The following is a 16,827-nucleotide window of genomic DNA, read 5'->3' on the forward strand; positions in this document are numbered from 1 at the left end:
CCGGCGGACAGCCCTACCGGAGCGCCTGCCGCTCCCATTCCGCGCGGGTCAGTTCGTACTCGACGTCGCCGTGCTCCGAGCCCTCGATCACGTCCGGCCAGTCCTCGGTGAAGCTGCGGACGTACGACAGGCCGGCCTTCTCCATCACCCGGCGGGACCGTGTGTTGACGGTCATGGTGTTCGCGGTCACCCGCTCCACGCCGAGGTCCGTGAACCCCTTCCGGATCAGGGCGAGCGATCCCTCCGTGGCGTAGCCGGTGCCCCAGGCCGATGGGTTCAGGCGGTAGCCGAGTTCGACGACGGCAGGGCTGTCGTCGAACAGCGGACGGAAGGCGAACCAGCCCAGGAAGGTCCCCGTGGCCTTCTCCTCCGCCGCCCAGTAGCCGCGGGTGCCGAAGCACGGGTATGCGTGGAGCAGCCGGGGCAGCGTCTGTTCCCGGATCGCCTCGCGGCTCGTCGGACGGCCCCCGTTGATGAAGCGCATCACGGCGGGATCGTTGTCCAGTTCCAGCAGCCGGTCCTCGTCGGCCTCGGTGAACGCACGCAGGGCGAGCCGCTCGGTCTCCAGGAAGATGCGCATGGCCGCATCCTCACGAGCGGCCGGCGGGCCCGCCACCGGATTTCGGACCGGTGGCGGCGAGGGCCGGGCAGGCCGCCTCAGTCGGCCAGCCGGAAGGCCAGCTCCATCTCCCACTTGTTCATGTCCGGCTCGACGCGCGGGTCCGTCAGATACGACTCCAGCCGGCAGCCCCACAGCTCGGAGCCGCCGACCTCCCTCATGTCCCACACGAGGCCCTCCTGCGTGGCCCACTCGCGCAGCGCCGTGATGACGTCGAACAGCTGGTCCGGGTGGCCGACATGGGTGACGGTCGCGTAGCGCCCGGCCGGCAGCATCCCGACCCTGATGTCGCCCTCGGGCTCCGGCAGGGAGTCGACGGGCAGACCGGCCTCGACCTCCGACTCCCCTTCCATGTCGATGCTGTTGAAGCGGAAGAAGGGGGCACCGGCGAACTCGACGCCCTGGCCGGTCAGCCAGGCGATCAGCTCGCCCAGCCGATCGGCGATCGCGGCGAAGGAGTCCATCCGCACGGAACCGCGGATGAACACGTACGGCTGTTCCTCGAGCTCGACAACCGCGGGATGAATTTCAGGCATGTCTTTCCTCATGACATCAACGACTGTCCACAGGAGGCCGATTCATCGGCCCCGCCCGACGCGGTCCTGGCCGGGGGACCGCTTGACGCTCAGCCGCGCGCGACCGCCTTCACCGCGTCGATCACCGGCACCGCGCCGCTGATCAGCTCCAGCGTCAGCCCGGCCGTGCCCGGGGTCTCCAGCAACTCCGCGAGCACAGCCGCCACATCGTCCCGCGGAATCGGGCCGCGGCCAGTGGACGGCGCCAGCTGGACCAGGCCCGCTCCGGCGTCGTTCGTCAGCGCACCCGGCCGCAGGACCGTCCAGTCCAGGCCGGTGCGGGAGCTGACGTACGCGTCCGCCTCGCCCTTCGCCCGCAGGTAGTGGTCGAAGACGTCGTCACCCGTGTGCTGAGGGTCCGCACCCATCGACGACACCACGACGAACCGCCGTGCGCCCGCGCGTTCCGCCGCGTCCGCGAGCAGTACCGCCCCGTCCCGGTCCACCGTGTACTTGCGGTCCACGCTGCTGCCCGGCCCGGCGCCCGCCGCGAAGACCGCGCCGTCCGCGCCCTGCAGGACCTCGGCCACCTCGTCGACGGAGGCCGACTCCAGGTCCAGCAGGACCGGTTCGGCTCCCGCGTCCCGCAGGTCGTCGGCGTATTCCGGTTTGCGGATGAGGCCCACCGGCTCGTGGTCGCGCGCCGAGAGCAGCCGCTCCAGGCGCAGGGCGATCTGACCGTGTCCTCCTGCGATGACAATGCGCATGAGTACGACGGTACGTCCGATGCGCCCCACGCGCGCACGGACAGACACGGGCCGGGCGCGGTCGGCTCACACGGGCAGCCGCCGTTCGCACGCGGTCGGCCCGCACGCAACAGGCACCGGCAGGGCACGGCCAACGCGCCCGCACCTCACGCGCCCGCCCCGCACCCAAGCCCGCACCTCACGCGCCCGCCCCGCACCCAAGCCCGCACCCGCACGCGGCCACCCCGCACCAAGAAGGGCGCACGCCCTCCCCGTTCACGGGCAGGTGTCCGACCGTCCCTGCCGGGGCAGTTCGAGTGCGACCGCCGCCGCCGAGTCGCAGTACTCCCGTACCGCGCTCGTCCGCGCGACCACCCGCCCCCGGTGGATGACGATCCGGCTGTAGGCGAGTGACAGCACGCCCGAGAGCCGTTCGCCCCGTACCGCGAGCAGTTCCGCGGGGAAGCCGGCCTCCACCCGTACCTCCGGCAGGCCCATCGCCGCGCGCGCGTCCGCCGACACCGCCCCGTACGCCTCCCGCGGGCGCATTCCGCCCTGAGAGGCCAGCAGATAGGCGGGTTCGAGCGGATCGCCGCGGCCCACCGGGTTCGACACGTCCCGCAGTGTCCCGCCGCCGGCCGCCACCCGGACGCCGGCGGCGCGGAGCAGCCGGACCGGCGCGTTGCCGCGCTGTTCCACGGCGGCGCAGCCGCCTTGCGGCAGACAGACGACGGTCACGCCGGCGGCCGCGAGCTGGTCGGCGGTCCGGGACGCGATGTCGCGCGGCAGCCGGGCGAGGCCCGCGCACGGCCCGATGACCACACCGGGCCGCAGCCCGCCCGCCATCGCCGCCAGCCGGGCCAGCCGGGCGGGGTCGTCGCCGTGGGTGTGCAGATCGACCGGGCAGCCGTGTTCGGAGGCGACCTCCAGGACGGCTTCCACGTATCCGCTCGGGTCGGGGTCGGCGTCCGGGCAGCCGCCCACCACGCCGGCGCCCATCTTCACCGCGTCCCGCAGCATCGCCAGCCCGTCCGCGCCCGCCGTGCCGGTGAGCAGCCGGGGGACGGCGACGGCCGTCAGATCGGCGAGCCCGCGCAGCGAACGCCGCGCCTGGAGCACCGCCTCCAGCGGACCGAGTCCCTGCACGTCCCCGATGCGCACATGCGAGCGCAGCGCCGTCGCCCCGTGCCCGAGCTGGAGCAACGCGGCCTCGGTGGCGCGCCGCTGGACATCCTCGGTCTCGTACGAGACGGGGCCGGGGCAGTCCGCGGTGAGGGCGGTGTCGCCGTGACCGTGTGCCTCGGCCGGTGCGGGCAGCAGGAGATAGCCGCGGAGATCGACGCGGGAGGAGTGCGGGGTGAGGCTGCCCGCCGTGCCGACCGCCTCGATGAGCCCGCCGCTGAGCCGTACGTCGACGATGCGGCCGTCGGCCAGCCGGGCGCCGCAGAGCAGCAGCGCGGTGGTGTCAGCGGTGGCGCCGTCGAAGGGCTGCGGCTGGCTGTCGGGCATCGCGCTCCTGAGTGGGGCGGTGGGGCTCGGGCCGCGGGACGGAGAGGCATGATCACGCAGCGTGTGCTCGAGCCTAGGGGCGCACCGACCGCGCTTCGAGGAGGAGCGCAATAGTCGTACTGGAGTGGCCTCGTGTGGCGTACGGGACGGGCGGGGCGAGGTCCGTGCGTCACGCCCGCTCAGAGCCGTCCGCGCGGCGGGTCGGAGGCCGGACAGGGGGCCACGAAACGGATTTGGGCGAACGGCGAGAGACCGTGTAATGTCTTCATCGCTCGCCCCAATAGCTCAGTCGGTAGAGCGTCTCCATGGTAAGGAGAAGGTCTACGGTTCGATTCCGTATTGGGGCTCTGATGTCGGTGATCCTCGCCTTCGGGCGAGGGGATCCGGTATCGCAGCGGTGTAGCTCAGTCGGTAGAGCAAGCGGCTCATAATCGCTGTGTCACCGGTTCAAGTCCGGTCACCGCTACACACAGTAGCCGATTGCGGGGTCGGTCCTTCGATCGGCTACTCTTTTATGCGTTCATCCGTCCAATAGTCCGTCCAAGGAGCACTCACGTGGCTGCCACCGACGTCCGCCCGAAGATCACGCTGGCCTGCGTGGAGTGCAAGGAGCGGAACTACATCACCAAGAAGAACCGGCGTAACAACCCGGACCGTCTTGAGATGAAGAAGCACTGCCCGCGCTGCAACTCGCACACGGCGCACCGCGAAACGCGCTGAATCAGGCTCGTATACGAGGCCGTCCCCACTCGGGGGCGGCCTCGTGTCGTTTGTATGGTCAATCTGTCAGGAGGGAGCCAGTCCATGGCGCTCGACCAGTCCTTCGTGGGGCGGTCCTATCCGCCCACCTCGCCCTATGAGGTCGGCCGGGAAAAGATCCGCGAGTTCGCCGAGGCGGTGGGTGACGCCAACGCCGCGTACACCGACCCGGAGGCCGCGAAGGCGCTCGGGCACGCCGATGTGATCGCCCCGCCGACGTTCGCCTTCGCGATCACCTTCCGGGCCGCGGAGGACGTCGTCGCCGATCCGCAGCTGGGCCTGGACTACTCCCGTGTGGTGCACCGCGACCAGCGGTTCGCGTACACCCGGCCGGTGCGGGCGGGCGACCGCCTGACCGTCGTGTCCACCATCGAGAGCATCAAGTCCCTTGCGGGCAACGACGTCGTGGAAGTCCGCGGCGAGGTGCACGACGAGACCGGCGAGCACGTGGTGACCGCGTGGACGAAGCTGGTGGCGCGCGCCGCCGAGGAGGCGTGATGACGGCGAAGATCTCTTACGCGGACGTCGAGGTCGGCACCGAACTGCCGGCCCAGAGCTTCCCGGTGACGCGGGCGACGTTGGTGCAGTACGCGGGCGCCTCGGGGGACTTCAACCCGATCCACTGGAACGAGAAGTTCGCGACCGAGGTCGGACTGCCCGACGTGATCGCGCACGGCATGTTCACCATGGCCGAGGCGGTCCGCGTGGTGACGGACTGGGTCGGCGACCCGGGCGCGGTCGTCGAGTACGGAGTCCGCTTCACCCGGCCCGTCGTCGTGCCGAACGACGAGAAGGGCGCGCTGATCGAGGTCAGCGGCAAGGTCTCGGCGCTGCTCGACGACAAGCGGGTGCGGGTGGACCTGGTCGCCATGAGCGAGGGCGAGAAGGTGCTGAGCATGTCCCGCGCCGTCGTTCAGCTGGCCTGATCTCCGGTACGCAGCAGAGGCATACGCAGGGGCGCCCGTGGTCGCGGGCGCCCCTTCCGTATGTCACGCTCCGCGTTTTCGTACGTGATGTCCCTCACGGCTTGCCAAGCTAGTGATTGGTCACTAACTTTGTTCACATGGTCAGGATGAGCGCAGAAGAGCGACGTGAGAGCGTCATCCGTGCGGCGATCTCGGAGTTCGCGCTGGGGGGCTACCACGGCACCTCCACCGAGGCGATCGCCAAGCGGGTCGGCGTCTCGCAGCCGTATCTCTTCCGCCTCTTCAAGAACAAGAGAGAGCTCTTCCTCGCCGCCGCGCAGCGCTGCCTCGAAGAGACGCCCAGGGCGCTGGCCGATGCTCTGGAGGTGCGGTCGGACGTCACGCCCAAGGAGGCGATGGCCGCCGCGTACATGGGGCTGATCGACGACCGGGAGCAGCTGCTGATGCAGATGCAGACCTATGTCGCGGTGGCCTCGGCCGAAGCCGCGGGCGATCACGAGTTCGGGGACGCGATCCGGGCCGCCTGGGCGGAGATCTGGGACCAGGCACAGGTCGCGTTGGGGGAGGCCCGGGACACGGCCGAGTTCGCGGGCTGCGGCATGCTGATCAACGTGCTGGTGGCGTTGGGCTTTCCCCGGGATCACCGGGTGTGGTCCGGATTCAACATGGCCGAGCTGGACGCCGTGCGTCGGTGACGGACGCCCCGCCCTGTGCCGGGGTGACGTCTGTCCATAAAAGTTAGTAATCAATAACTAATCTACTGGGGGAGTTATGGACCAGCAGTCCGCCCGGGGCGGTTCCGCCGTCTGGGCGCTCGTCATCACCAGCGTCGCCGGCTTCATGGCGGCACTCGACAATCTCGTCGTCACCACCGCTCTGCCGTCCATCCGCGAGGATCTCGGCGGGGCGCTGGAGGACCTCGAGTGGACGGTGAGCGCCTACACCCTCACCTTCGCCGTCCTGCTCATGCTCGGAGCCGCGCTCGGCGACCGATTCGGCCGCCGCCGGCTGTTCATGGCCGGCCTCGCGATCTTCACCGGGGCCTCGGCCGCGGCGGCGCTCGCGCCCGGCATCGACTCCCTCATCGCCGCCCGGGCCGTCCAGGGCGTGGGCGCGGCCATCATGATGCCGCTCACCCTCACGCTGCTCACGGCCGCCGTCCCGGCCGCGCGACGCGGAGCCGCGCTCGGCATATTCGGCGCGGTGACCGGTCTCGCCGTCGCCAGCGGGCCGCTCATCGGCGGCAGTCTCACCGAACACATCTCCTGGCAGTGGATCTTCTGGCTGAACGTGCCGATCGGGATCGCCCTGCTGCCGCTCGCCCGGCTGCGCCTCGCCGAGTCGTACGCGCCGAACGCCCGGCTCGACATCCCCGGCACGCTTCTCGTCAGCGGCGGCCTGTTCGGCATCGTCTACGCGCTCGTCAACGGACAGGCGGACGGCTGGAGCAGCTTCCCGATCCTGACCGGACTCATCGTGGGCACGCTGCTGATCCTGGCGTTCATACGCCACGGCATCGTCGCCAAGAACCCCATGCTCCCCATGCGTCTCTTCCGCGACCGTGCCTTCTTCGGGATCAACATCGCCTCCCTGCTGATGTTCCTCGGCATGTTCGGATCGATATTCCTGCTCAGTCAGTTCCTTCAGGGCGTGGTCGGCTACTCGCCCACCGAGGCCGGGCTGCGGATGCTCCCGTGGACCGGAATGCCGCTGATCGTCGCGCCCATCGCCGGGTACCTCTCCGACCGGGTCGGCGGGCGGCCCGTCGTCGCCACGGGTCTGGCGCTCCAGGCGGTCGGCCTCGGCCTGTTCGCCATGGTCCTGGAGCCGGGGGTGTCGTACGCGGCCCAGCTTCCCGGCCTGATCCTCAGCGGCATCGGCATGGCGATGTACTTCGCCCCCGCCGCCAGCGTGGTCATGTCCAGCGTCAGGCCGGGCGAGCAGGGCATCGCATCCGGCGCCAACAACGCCCTGCGCGAGGTCGGCGGGGCGCTCGGTGTCGCGGTGCTGGGTGCGGTCTTCGCCGCCCAGGGCGGGTACGAGACCCCCGAGGCGTTCAGCGACGGCACCGTCCCGGCGCTGTGGATCGGAGCCGCGGCCGTCGCGCTCGCCGCGGTGACCGCGCTGATGATCCCGGGCCGCGGCCGCACGGGCGGGTCCGTGGGGGAGACGGCGCAGGATCTCAAGGAGCGGGAGCCGGCCGTGGCATGACCGGCGCCGGGCGCACCGACCCGGCCGCGGCGTGCCCGCCCTTCGGCCTGTGCACCCGGGCCGGGCCGTGGCCGTGACCCGCGGCGCCGGTCGCAGGCATCTGACCCCGACCCCGGCCGTACGCACCCCCGGTCCGTGGCCCCGCCGAGCGGCGCGGCCACGGACCGTACCCTTGTCCCCGTGCAGGAACTCCACGACGCTCCCCTCGCCCCCCTGACCACCTTCCGGCTCGGCGGCCCCACGACCCGGCTCGTCACGGCCACGACCGACGACGAGGTGATCGCCGCCGTACGCGCGGCGGACACGGCGGGCACCCCGCTGCTGATCATCGGCGGCGGCAGCAATCTCGTCATCGGCGACAAGGGCTTCGAGGGCACGGCCCTGCGCATCGCGACCGAGGGCTTCCGGCTGGAGGGCACACAGCTGGAGCTCGCCGCGGGTGAGGTCTGGACCGATGCCGTCGCCCGTACCGTCGAGGCGGGACTCGCGGGCGTCGAGTGCCTGGCCGGCATCCCCGGCTCGGCCGGCGCGACCCCGATCCAGAACGTCGGCGCGTACGGCCAGGAGGTCTCCTCGACCATCACCGAGGTGGTCGCCTACGACCGCGGCAGCGGCGAGACGGTCACCCTCTCCAACGCCGAGTGCGCCTTCTCCTACCGCCACAGCCGGTTCAAGGAGCACCCCGAGCGCTACGTCGTGCTGCGCGTCCGCTTCGAGCTGGAGGAGGCGGGAGGTCTGAGCGCGCCCCTGAAGTACGCGGAGACCGCCCGCGTGCTCGGTGTGGAGCCCGGTGACCGCAAGGAGCTCGGTGAGGTCCGCCGGGCCGTCCTGGGCCTGCGCGCGGGCAAGGGCATGGTCCTGGACCCCGAGGACCACGACACCTGGTCGGCCGGGTCCTTCTTCACCAACCCGATCCTGGAGGCCGACCAGTACGCGGCCTTCCTCGACCGCGTCCGCGAGCGCCTCGGCGACGAGACCGCCCCGCCCGCCTATCCGGCCGGCGACGGCCGCACGAAGACATCGGCCGCCTGGCTGATCGACAAGGCCGGCTTCACCAAGGGCTACGGCACGGGTCCCGCCCGCATCTCCACGAAGCACACCCTCGCGCTCACCAACCGCGGCGAGGCCACCACGGAGGACCTGCTGGCTCTCGCCCGCGAGGTCGTGGCCGGCGTCCGTGAGGCCTTCGGGGTGACGCTGGTCAACGAGCCGGTGACGGTCGGCGTCAGCCTCTGACGCCGGTGACGGTCAGCCCCCGCCCCTGACGCCGGTGAGGGGCGGCGCCCGCCCCTGACGCCGGTGAGGGGCGGCGCCCGCCCCTGACGCCGGTGACGGTGGGCCTCAGCCTCTGAGCGTCGGAGGCCGCCCGCCTCCACCCGCCGCGCGCGTCCAAGTGCCGCCGCGGGAGGCCGACTTCAGGCCCCCGGGGCGGCCAGCCAGTCGTCGACCCCCGCCAGCAGCTTCTGCTTGGTCTCGGCCGGGGCCGCGGAGCCGCGCACCGACTGGCGGGCCAGTTCCGCCAGCTCCTCGTCGGTGAAGCCGTGGTGCCTGCGGGCCAGTTCGTACTGAGCGGCCAGGCGGGAGCCGAAGAGCAGCGGGTCGTCGGCGCCCAGCGCCATCGGGACGCCCGCGTCGTACAGCGTCCGCAGCGGCACGTCCGAGGGCTTCTCGTACACCCCCAGCGCCACGTTGGAGGACGGGCACACCTCGCAGGTGATCCCGCGCTCGGCGAGCTTGCGCAGCAGCCGGGGATCCTCCGCCGCCCGGACCCCGTGGCCGACGCGGGAGGCGTCCAGGTCGTCCAGACAGTCGCGTACGGATGCCGGGCCCGACAGCTCGCCGCCGTGCGGCGCCGCCAGCAGTCCACCCTCCCGGGCGATCGCGAAGGCGCGGTCGAAGTCCCGTGCCATGCCCCGGCGTTCGTCGTTGGAGAGCCCGAAACCCACCACCCCGCGGTCGGCGTACCGCACGGCCAGCCGGGCGAGCGTCCGCGCGTCCAGCGGGTGCTTCATACGGTTGGCGGCCACCAGCACGCGCATCCCCAGACCGGTCTCCCGCGCCGCGCTGTCCACCGCGTCCAGGATGATCTCCAGCGCCGGGATCAGTCCGCCCAGCATCGGCGCGTACGAGGTGGGGTCGACCTGGATCTCCAGCCAGCCGGAGCCGTCGCGGACGTCCTCCTCGGCGGCCTCGCGCACCAGTCTCTGGATGTCCTCGGGGGAGCGCAGACAGGACCGCGCCATGTCGTAGAGCCGCTGGAAGCGGAACCACCCGCGCTCGTCGGTGGCCCGCAGCTTGGGCGGCTCGCCGCCGGTCAGTGCGTCCGGCAGGTGCACGCCGTACTTGTCGGCCAGTTCGAGCAGGGTGCCGGGCCGCATCGACCCGGTGAAGTGCAGGTGCAGATGCGCCTTGGGCAGCAGGCTCACATCTCGTACGGGAGGGGGGTTCGGGGAGTGTCCCTCGGAAAAGTCCAGCATTCCAGGATCTTGCCGCACCTCGCCGTGTCCGGGCAGCCCCTTTCCCTGATCGTGGCCTTGCCCGAACGAAGAAGCGGGCCCGGGCAGCAGCCCGGACCCGCTTCTCGTGACAGCGAACGTCAGTCGCGCGCTTCCGCGAGGAGCTTCTGGAGGCGGGAGACGCCCTCCACCAGGTCCTCGTCGCCCAGCGCGTAGGAAAGCCGCAGGTAGCCCGGCGTACCGAAGGCCTCGCCCGGGACGACCGCGACCTCGGCCTCGTCCAGGATCAGCGCCGCCAGCTCCACCGACGACTTCGGGCGCTGTCCGCGGATCTCCTTGCCCAGCAGCCCCTTCACCGACGGGTACACGTAGAACGCGCCCTCCGGCTCCGGGCAGACCACGCCGTCGATCTCGTTGAGCATCCGCACGATCGTCTGCCGCCGGCGGTCGAAGGCGGTGCGCATCTCGGCCACCGCGTCCAGGCTGCCGGACACCGCGGCCAGCGCCGCGATCTGGGCGACGTTGGACACGTTGGACGTCGCGTGCGACTGGAGGTTGGTCGCGGCCTTGACCACGTCCTTCGGACCGATGATCCACCCCACACGCCAGCCGGTCATGGCGTAGGTCTTCGCCACACCGTTGACGACGATGCACTTGTCGCGCAGCTCGGGAACGAGCGCCGGCAGCGAGGAGAAGGTGGCGTCGCCGTACACCAGGTGCTCGTAGATCTCGTCCGTCATCACCCACAGGCCGTGCTCGACGGCCCAGCGGCCGATGGCCTCGGAGTCCTCGCGGCTGTAGACGGCGCCGGTCGGGTTGGAGGGGGAGACGAACAGGACGACCTTCGTGCGCTCGGTGCGCGCGGCCTCCAGCTGCTCGACGGAGACCCGGTAACCGGTCGTCTCGTCGGCCACCACCTCGACCGGGACGCCGCCCGCGAGCCGGATGGACTCGGGGTAGGTCGTCCAGTACGGAGCGGGCACGATGACCTCGTCACCCGGGTCCAGGATCGCCGCGAACGCCTCGTAGATCGCCTGCTTGCCGCCGTTGGTCACCAGGATCTGCGCGGGGTCCACGGCGTAACCGGAATCCCGCAGCGTCTTGTCGGCGATGGCCTTCTTCAGCTCGGGCAGACCGCCGGCGGGCGTGTAGCGGTGGTACTTCGGGTTGCGGCAGGCCTCGATCGCAGCCTCGACGATGTAGTCGGGCGTGGGGAAGTCGGGCTCACCCGCGCCGAAGCCGATCACCGGACGCCCGGCGGCCTTGAGGGCCTTGGCCTTGGCGTCGACGGCGAGGGTGGCGGACTCGGAGATCGCACCGATGCGGGCGGAGACCCGGCGCTCGGTCGGAGGGGTTGCAGCGCTCATACGGCCATCGTCCCAGACGGCAAACGCGCCCGGCACACGTGTTTCGCGTAGCGGACAGGAACCGCTTCGGAGCTATCTGTTCGACGCGGGGCCCCTGACCACGTACACTCACTCGTCGTTGGCCCTCACCGACCACGTCTGCGGATGCGGTAGGTTGGGGAAACCACAAAGGGTCGTAGCTCAATTGGTAGAGCACTGGTCTCCAAAACCAGCGGTTGGGGGTTCAAGTCCCTCCGGCCCTGCTACACACACCTTCGCCAGGTTGTGTGCGCATGTACGTTATTCAATGAACCGCCGTGCGGCTCCACCGGGCGCGGCACGGCCACGACCCGGAATCAGGTGAAAGAACGTGACGGACGCCGTGGGCTCCATCGACACGCCTGATGCCGAGGACGAGGCGCCCTCGAAGAAGTCCCGCAAGGGCGGAAAGCGCGGGAAGAAGGGCCCTCTGGGCCGCCTCGCGCTCTTCTACCGGCAGATCGTCGCCGAGCTTCGCAAGGTCGTCTGGCCGACTCGGAACCAGCTGACGACGTACACCACAGTGGTGATTGTCTTCGTAGTCGTCATGATTGGTCTGGTGACCGTGATTGACTATGGGTTCCAGGAAGCCGTCAAGTACGTCTTCGGCTGATGCCCGCGAAGGGCGCCGGTAGCGGCGCCCCTTTCGCATGTTCCACCCCGTCTGTAGTCAGGAAGAAGCAGCCACCGTGTCTGACCCGAACGTGAACGACGCCGTTGAGCCGAGCGACAGCCTCGAGTCCCCTGAGGACGAGCTCGACATCGTCGAGGCGGCCGACGAGGACCAGGCGGAACTTGCTGACGCCGCCGCGGACGAGCCGGCCGAGGAAGAAGCGGTCCAGGCCGACGACGACGCTGCCGCCGAGGCAGAGGTCGACGAGGACGAGTCCGACGAGGACACTGACGCCGCCGAGGACGAGTCCGCCGAGGACGCTGCCGCCGACGAGGAGCCCCTCGTCGAGGAGGCTCCGGCCGACCCGGTCGCCGCGCTCCGCGACGAACTGCGCGGTCTGCCCGGCGAGTGGTACGTCATCCACACCTACGCGGGCTACGAGAAGCGCGTGAAGGCGAACCTGGAGCAGCGTGCCGTCTCGCTGAACGTCGAGGACTTCATCTACCAGGCCGAAGTGCCCGAGGAAGAGATCGTCCAGATCAAGAACGGCGAGCGCAAGAACGTCCGGCAGAACAAGCTGCCCGGCTATGTGCTCGTCCGCATGGACCTGACGAACGAGTCCTGGGGCGTCGTCCGCAACACCCCGGGTGTCACCGGCTTCGTGGGCAACGCCTACGACCCGTACCCGCTGACGCTGGACGAGATCGTCAAGATGCTCGCCCCCGAGGCCGAGGAGAAGGCCGCCCGCGAGGCCGCGGAGGCCGAGGGCAAGCCGGCTCCGGCCCGCAAGGTCGAGGTCCAGGTGCTGGACTTCGAGGTCGGCGACTCGGTCACCGTCACCGACGGTCCGTTCGCGACGCTCCAGGCGACGATCAACGAGATCAACCCGGACTCGAAGAAGGTCAAGGGTCTCGTCGAGATCTTCGGCCGCGAGACCCCGGTCGAGCTGAGCTTCGACCAGATCCAGAAGAACTGATTCTGGAACACACGCCTCCGAACAGGTCAGAACGGCTCTCGCAGCCGCTCTGACCTGCTCGGTTTTTGGCCGCACAGTCATACCCGTTATCGTTGTGCGGTATGCCTCCATCCGGATGATCGGCTGGAGCGCTGGAAACTCTCACTAGGACCCGGAGAGAGCAATGCCTCCCAAGAAGAAGAAGGTCACGGGGCTTATCAAGCTCCAGATCCAGGCCGGCGCGGCCAACCCGGCTCCGCCGGTCGGCCCCGCACTGGGTCAGCACGGCGTCAACATCATGGAGTTCTGCAAGGCCTACAACGCCGCGACCGAGTCGCAGCGTGGCATGGTCGTGCCGGTGGAGATCACGGTCTACGAGGACCGTTCCTTCACCTTCATCACCAAGACTCCGCCGGCCGCCAAGCTGATCCTCAAGGCCGCGGGTGTGGACAAGGGCTCTGGCGAGCCGCACAAGACGAAGGTCGCCAAGCTGACGCGCGACCAGGTCCGTGACATCGCCACGACGAAGATGCCCGACCTGAACGCCAACGACCTTGACGCCGCCGAGAAGATCATCGCCGGCACCGCCCGTTCCATGGGCATCACGGTCGAGGGCTGACAGCCCCCGTACGACCTCAGTGGTAGGGCCAAGCGCTGGTCCGAACCACGACTCCACGCCTGAACACACCACAGGAGCAGAAGTGAAGCGCAGCAAGAACCTCCGCGCTGCGGATGCCAAGATCGACCGGGAGCGCAACTACGCCCCGCTCGAGGCCGTCCGTCTCGCCAAGGACACCGCCGCCACCAAGTTCGACGGAACCGTCGAGGTCGCCTTCCGCCTGGGCGTCGACCCGCGCAAGGCCGACCAGATGGTCCGTGGCACCGTCAACCTTCCGCACGGCACCGGCAAGACCGCCCGGGTCCTGGTCTTCGCGACCGGTGACCGTGCTGCGGCCGCGGAAGCCGCGGGCGCCGACATCGTCGGCTCCGACGAACTGATCGACGAGGTTGCGAAGGGCCGTCTGGACTTCGACGCCGTCGTCGCCACCCCGGACCTCATGGGCAAGGTCGGCCGCCTGGGCCGCGTGCTCGGTCCGCGTGGTCTGATGCCGAACCCGAAGACCGGCACCGTCACCCCCGATGTCACCAAGGCTGTGAACGACATCAAGGGCGGCAAGATCGAGTTCCGCGTCGACAAGCACTCGAACCTGCACTTCATCATCGGCAAGGTCTCCTTCGACGAGACGAAGCTGGTCGAGAACTACGCCGCGGCTCTGGAGGAGATCCTCCGTCTGAAGCCGTCCGCCGCGAAGGGCCGCTACATCAAGAAGGCGACCCTGACCACGACGATGGGCCCCGGCATCCCGCTGGACTCCAACCGCACCCGCAACCTCCTCGTCGAGGAGGACCCGGCCGCCGTCTGAACCTGACGGCAGCCGCGGGTCTCGCGCACGAAGCCGGCCCCCGCACCTCTCCGGAGGTGCGGGGGCCGGTTTTTTCTCGTCCCACTGTCGTACGTGTGCGCTACGGTTCGAATTCGTTCACGACGAGGGGTGGGGCATGAGCATGTCCGCATGGAGGCGCGCGGGCGTCTCGCTGACGGCCGTGGCCGTCATATCCGCAGCAGCGGCCGGATGTCAGGGCGGGAACGGCACCGAGAAGGCCGCCGGTGCGCCGGGGAAGGACCGGACGACGCAGTCCCGCGACGCGGTGACGCAGGTCCTCACGGCGGCCTACAAGAAGACGTCGGCCGCGAAGTCGGCCAAGGTCCGGATGACGATGACCGCGCCCGCCACGATGGACGACGGCGGCACCATGGAGCTGTCCGGGGTCATGGGCTGGGACCCCACCGTGATGGACATGACCATGAAGGGGTCCATGCTCAAGGCGGACCCGGGCATGCCCGCGCAGGTCCGCATGGTCTGGCAGAACGACGTCATGTACATGGACATGGGCACCAAGATGGCTCAGGACATGGACGGCAAGCGCTGGATGAAGCTGGATCTCGGCGCCATGGCGGCCGGGTCGGGGGACAAGGCGCTGCAGAAGCAGATGACCGGCGGCCTGCAGAACATGAACCAGGACCCGGCCCAGCAGCTCGCCATGCTGCTCGACTCTCCGAACGTCAAGCACGTCGGCGCGGAGAAGATCGACGGGGTGGAGGCCCAGCACTACAAGGGAACGCTCACCGTCGCGGAGATGGTGGCCTCCAACGAGTCGCTGAAGGTGCTCGGTGAGAAGGAGCGCAAGGACCTGCTCGCCGGTGTCGAGAAGGCCGGCATCAAGGGGTACGAGACCGAGGTCTGGGTCAACGAGGACGAGTATCCGGTGCGGATGAACGTCGGCATGGACACCCCCGAGGGCAAGGTCACGATCGTCACCCACTACACGGACTACGGCTCCGAGGCCGCCGTCCAGGCGCCGCCGGCGAAGGACACCTTCGACCTCATGGGGATGCTCAAGGAGCTCGGTGAGGGCCTGGAGTCCTCCGGCCGGAGCTGACCCGAGCGGCCGTCGGCGAGCCCGTCGGCGGCCCCGTAGGCCCGATTTGCTTGACCTGGACCGCTTCACGTACTCTTCCCCAGAAGCCAAAGACCGCTGGTCGTTGCTGCTCCTTCGCAAGAGGGTGCGGCGGCCGAAGGATTCGCTGAACTGCGAACGACCCGCGCAGGTGACTGTGGAAGTACTCCCGGACGGTTCCGTCCGGTCGAGTTCACGCCCCGTGCACCTGTGCCGGGGCGTTTCGTTTTGTGCAGAGCCCCTTCTCCACGTGCCTGATTCAGGCGGTCCGGCGACGTGCGGTTGATCGAAAGGTCAGCCGAGGATCATCACCCCGGAAGGAGGCCGAGGCACATGGCGACGTCCGACAAGGTCGCAGCCGTTGCAGAAATCACGGAGAAGCTCCGCGGTTCCAATGCAGCTGTTGTGACGTCCTACACCGGACTGACCGTGGCGCAGCTCAAGGAGCTTCGCCGTTCTCTCGGCGAGAACGCTCAGTACCGAGTGGTGAAGAACACGCTGACCCAGATCGCGGCCAAGGAGGCCGGGATCGAGCTGGACGAGCACCTCAAGGGCTCGACGGCTGTTGCCTTCGTCACCGGTGACCCGGTGGTGGCGGCGAAGGGACTGCGTGACTTCGCCAAGGACAACCCCGCTCTCGTCATCAAGGGCGGTGTCCTTGAGGGTAAGGCGCTGTCCGCCGACGAGATCAAGAAGCTTGCGGACCTCGAGTCCCGCGAGGTTCTGCTCGCCAAGCTGGCGGGCGCTCTGAAGGGCAAGCAGTCGCAGGCTGCCACGCTCTTCCAGGCGCTCCCGTCGAAGTTCGTCCGCACCGCGGAGGCGCTTCGTGCCAAGAGGGCCGAGCAGGGCGGTGCCGAGTAATCGGCTCGCGCATTGACCGGGGCTATGTGACGCACCGGTCGTAGCGGGCCTGTACGCCCGCCTTCATGTACATCCGGCACCAGCCGATTTAGTGGAAGGACCGCCATCATGGCGAAGCTCAGCCAGGACGACCTGCTCGCGCAGTTCGAAGAGATGACCCTCATCGAGCTCTCCGAGTTCGTGAAGGCCTTCGAGGAGAAGTTCGACGTCACCGCCGCCGCCGCGGTTGCCGCCGCCCCCGCCGGCCCGGCCGCTGCCGCCGAGGCCCCCGAGGAGCAGGACGAGTTCGACGTCATCCTCACGGGCGCCGGCGACAAGAAGATCCAGGTCATCAAGGTCGTGCGTGAGCTGACCTCCCTGGGTCTGAAGGAGGCCAAGGACCTCGTCGACGGCACCCCGAAGCCGGTTCTCGAGAAGGTCGCCAAGGAGGCCGCTGAGAAGGCTGCCGAGTCCCTCAAGGCCGCTGGCGCCTCCGTCGAGGTCAAGTGACCTTCTGAGTCTCCCACCGCCGGTTCCGCTCAGGTTCCGCGGGAGACACAGCGAAGGGCGATCACCCATTCGGGTGGTCGCCCTTCGGCGTTGTGGACAGGGCGCATTGCGCTTCCGTTTGCGACGAGTATCGTGATCTTCGCCGTGCGTCCCGCACCCTGGTCAGTGACGATCCCGTCAGCCGGTTGGGTTGGGGGGCCTTGACGAACCGCACGGAGCGCGCAATTCTCAGGACGCGTCGTCACAACGATCCGGATCCGAGG

The 16,827-nt window shown here is 69.5% G+C and carries 19 protein-coding genes and 3 tRNA genes; 16 read left to right on the plus strand and 6 right to left on the minus strand.

The genetic code is table 11. The features are described from left to right. Positions 1-13: 13 nt before the first annotated feature. From ACFWU3_RS00320 to ACFWU3_RS00335, 4 genes are all read right to left on the minus strand, one after another. Positions 14-580 (minus strand): GNAT family N-acetyltransferase, encoded by a 567-nt coding sequence (locus tag ACFWU3_RS00320; RefSeq protein WP_384428957.1) that lies wholly within the window; start codon positions 578-580, stop codon positions 14-16. Between the two features lie 77 nt (positions 581-657). After that, positions 658-1,155: a GyrI-like domain-containing protein gene (locus ACFWU3_RS00325; RefSeq protein ID WP_384428960.1), complete on the minus strand. Its 498-nt coding sequence runs from the start codon at positions 1,153-1,155 to the stop codon at positions 658-660. A gap of 89 nt (positions 1,156-1,244) precedes the next feature. After that, a complete protein-coding gene (locus ACFWU3_RS00330) occupies positions 1,245-1,901 on the minus strand; it encodes an SDR family oxidoreductase (RefSeq protein WP_384428963.1) in 657 nt (218 codons plus the stop codon). A 255-nt stretch (positions 1,902-2,156) separates the two neighbouring features. Continuing rightward, entirely contained in the window at positions 2,157-3,389 is a 1,233-nt protein-coding gene (locus ACFWU3_RS00335; protein WP_384428966.1) for an amidohydrolase family protein, read from the minus strand. Positions 3,390-3,663: 274 nt separating this feature from the next. On the opposite strand from ACFWU3_RS00335, the gene ACFWU3_RS00340 reads away from it, so the two are divergent. From ACFWU3_RS00340 to ACFWU3_RS00375, 8 genes are all read left to right on the plus strand, one after another. Then, positions 3,664-3,736: transfer RNA gene (locus tag ACFWU3_RS00340), tRNA-Thr, on the plus strand. Positions 3,737-3,782: 46 nt separating this feature from the next. Further along, positions 3,783-3,855, plus strand: a tRNA-Met gene (locus ACFWU3_RS00345). Between the two features lie 89 nt (positions 3,856-3,944). Next, positions 3,945-4,109, plus strand: a complete 165-nt coding sequence (rpmG, locus tag ACFWU3_RS00350) for a 50S ribosomal protein L33 (protein ID WP_003956487.1) — start codon at positions 3,945-3,947, stop codon at positions 4,107-4,109. 84 nt (positions 4,110-4,193) lie between these two features. Continuing rightward, positions 4,194-4,646: a MaoC family dehydratase N-terminal domain-containing protein gene (locus ACFWU3_RS00355; RefSeq protein WP_313944709.1), complete on the plus strand. Its 453-nt coding sequence runs from the start codon at positions 4,194-4,196 to the stop codon at positions 4,644-4,646. Continuing rightward, entirely contained in the window at positions 4,646-5,074 is a 429-nt protein-coding gene (locus ACFWU3_RS00360; protein ID WP_340474744.1) for a MaoC family dehydratase, read from the plus strand. Before ACFWU3_RS00355 ends, ACFWU3_RS00360 begins: the two co-directional genes overlap by 1 nt. A 137-nt stretch (positions 5,075-5,211) precedes the next feature. Then, the gene (locus ACFWU3_RS00365) at positions 5,212-5,769 is read left to right on the plus strand and encodes a TetR/AcrR family transcriptional regulator (RefSeq protein ID WP_384428970.1); all 558 of its coding nucleotides are present in this window, start codon (positions 5,212-5,214) and stop codon (positions 5,767-5,769) included. A 76-nt stretch (positions 5,770-5,845) separates the two neighbouring features. After that, on the plus strand, positions 5,846-7,285 hold the full coding sequence (locus tag ACFWU3_RS00370) for an MFS transporter (protein ID WP_384428973.1): 1,440 nt from the start codon (positions 5,846-5,848) through the stop codon (positions 7,283-7,285). 135 nt (positions 7,286-7,420) lie between these two features. Continuing rightward, positions 7,421-8,521: a UDP-N-acetylmuramate dehydrogenase gene (locus tag ACFWU3_RS00375; RefSeq protein WP_384428976.1), complete on the plus strand. Its 1,101-nt coding sequence runs from the start codon at positions 7,421-7,423 to the stop codon at positions 8,519-8,521. Positions 8,522-8,700: 179 nt separating this feature from the next. Here the strand turns inward: ACFWU3_RS00375 and ACFWU3_RS00380 are convergent, their stop codons facing one another. Together ACFWU3_RS00380 and ACFWU3_RS00385 are read right to left on the minus strand one after the other, a co-directional pair. Then, positions 8,701-9,762: an adenosine deaminase gene (locus tag ACFWU3_RS00380; protein ID WP_384428979.1), complete on the minus strand. Its 1,062-nt coding sequence runs from the start codon at positions 9,760-9,762 to the stop codon at positions 8,701-8,703. Between the two features lie 119 nt (positions 9,763-9,881). Beyond that, positions 9,882-11,108: a pyridoxal phosphate-dependent aminotransferase gene (locus ACFWU3_RS00385; protein ID WP_327681310.1), complete on the minus strand. Its 1,227-nt coding sequence runs from the start codon at positions 11,106-11,108 to the stop codon at positions 9,882-9,884. A gap of 169 nt (positions 11,109-11,277) precedes the next feature. On the opposite strand from ACFWU3_RS00385, the gene ACFWU3_RS00390 reads away from it, so the two are divergent. The 8 genes from ACFWU3_RS00390 (at position 11,278) to rplL (ending at position 16,564) form a co-directional block, all read left to right on the plus strand. Next, positions 11,278-11,350 (plus strand) — tRNA-Trp (locus ACFWU3_RS00390). A gap of 107 nt (positions 11,351-11,457) precedes the next feature. Next, positions 11,458-11,739 carry a preprotein translocase subunit SecE gene (gene secE / locus ACFWU3_RS00395; protein ID WP_313944702.1) on the plus strand — a complete coding sequence of 94 codons (282 nt, stop codon included), beginning with the start codon at positions 11,458-11,460 and terminating at the stop codon, positions 11,737-11,739. 76 nt (positions 11,740-11,815) lie between these two features. Then, positions 11,816-12,715 carry a transcription termination/antitermination protein NusG gene (gene nusG / locus ACFWU3_RS00400; RefSeq protein WP_384428983.1) on the plus strand — a complete coding sequence of 300 codons (900 nt, stop codon included), beginning with the start codon at positions 11,816-11,818 and terminating at the stop codon, positions 12,713-12,715. A gap of 163 nt (positions 12,716-12,878) precedes the next feature. Further along, the gene (rplK, locus tag ACFWU3_RS00405; protein WP_123188882.1) at positions 12,879-13,313 is read left to right on the plus strand and encodes a 50S ribosomal protein L11; all 435 of its coding nucleotides are present in this window, start codon (positions 12,879-12,881) and stop codon (positions 13,311-13,313) included. 82 nt (positions 13,314-13,395) lie between these two features. Continuing rightward, a complete protein-coding gene (gene rplA / locus ACFWU3_RS00410) occupies positions 13,396-14,118 on the plus strand; it encodes a 50S ribosomal protein L1 (RefSeq protein ID WP_352205671.1) in 723 nt (240 codons plus the stop codon). A gap of 136 nt (positions 14,119-14,254) precedes the next feature. After that, positions 14,255-15,196: a hypothetical protein gene (locus ACFWU3_RS00415; RefSeq protein WP_384428987.1), complete on the plus strand. Its 942-nt coding sequence runs from the start codon at positions 14,255-14,257 to the stop codon at positions 15,194-15,196. 351 nt (positions 15,197-15,547) lie between these two features. Further along, on the plus strand, positions 15,548-16,075 hold the full coding sequence (gene rplJ / locus ACFWU3_RS00420) for a 50S ribosomal protein L10 (RefSeq protein ID WP_384428990.1): 528 nt from the start codon (positions 15,548-15,550) through the stop codon (positions 16,073-16,075). A 108-nt stretch (positions 16,076-16,183) separates the two neighbouring features. Next, positions 16,184-16,564: a 50S ribosomal protein L7/L12 gene (rplL, locus tag ACFWU3_RS00425; RefSeq protein WP_384428993.1), complete on the plus strand. Its 381-nt coding sequence runs from the start codon at positions 16,184-16,186 to the stop codon at positions 16,562-16,564. The last annotated feature ends 263 nt before the right edge of the window (positions 16,565-16,827 follow it).

Origin of the sequence: Streptomyces sp. NPDC058685 (assembly GCF_042714725.1) — a bacterium.
In the GTDB taxonomy this organism is placed as follows: Bacteria; Actinomycetota; Actinomycetes; order Streptomycetales; family Streptomycetaceae; genus Streptomyces.

Excerpts from the sequence above, each read along its gene's own strand:
- ACFWU3_RS00360 (WP_340474744.1), top strand. The coding sequence starts at position 4,646 with ATGACGGCGAAGATCTCTTACGCGGACGTCGAGGTCGGCACCGAACTG.
- ACFWU3_RS00370 (WP_384428973.1), top strand. The coding sequence starts at position 5,846 with ATGGACCAGCAGTCCGCCCGGGGCGGTTCCGCCGTCTGGGCGCTCGTC.
- ACFWU3_RS00335 (WP_384428966.1), bottom strand. The coding sequence starts at position 3,389 with ATGCCCGACAGCCAGCCGCAGCCCTTCGACGGCGCCACCGCTGACACC.
- ACFWU3_RS00330 (WP_384428963.1), bottom strand. The coding sequence starts at position 1,901 with ATGCGCATTGTCATCGCAGGAGGACACGGTCAGATCGCCCTGCGCCTG.
- ACFWU3_RS00325 (WP_384428960.1), bottom strand. The coding sequence starts at position 1,155 with ATGCCTGAAATTCATCCCGCGGTTGTCGAGCTCGAGGAACAGCCGTAC.
- rplJ (WP_384428990.1), top strand. The coding sequence starts at position 15,548 with ATGGCGACGTCCGACAAGGTCGCAGCCGTTGCAGAAATCACGGAGAAG.
- rplL (WP_384428993.1), top strand. The coding sequence starts at position 16,184 with ATGGCGAAGCTCAGCCAGGACGACCTGCTCGCGCAGTTCGAAGAGATG.
- ACFWU3_RS00415 (WP_384428987.1), top strand. The coding sequence starts at position 14,255 with ATGAGCATGTCCGCATGGAGGCGCGCGGGCGTCTCGCTGACGGCCGTG.
- ACFWU3_RS00380 (WP_384428979.1), bottom strand. The coding sequence starts at position 9,762 with ATGCTGGACTTTTCCGAGGGACACTCCCCGAACCCCCCTCCCGTACGA.
- rplK (WP_123188882.1), top strand. The coding sequence starts at position 12,879 with ATGCCTCCCAAGAAGAAGAAGGTCACGGGGCTTATCAAGCTCCAGATC.
- ACFWU3_RS00320 (WP_384428957.1), bottom strand. The coding sequence starts at position 580 with ATGCGCATCTTCCTGGAGACCGAGCGGCTCGCCCTGCGTGCGTTCACC.
- ACFWU3_RS00365 (WP_384428970.1), top strand. The coding sequence starts at position 5,212 with ATGGTCAGGATGAGCGCAGAAGAGCGACGTGAGAGCGTCATCCGTGCG.
- ACFWU3_RS00385 (WP_327681310.1), bottom strand. The coding sequence starts at position 11,108 with ATGAGCGCTGCAACCCCTCCGACCGAGCGCCGGGTCTCCGCCCGCATC.
- ACFWU3_RS00355 (WP_313944709.1), top strand. The coding sequence starts at position 4,194 with ATGGCGCTCGACCAGTCCTTCGTGGGGCGGTCCTATCCGCCCACCTCG.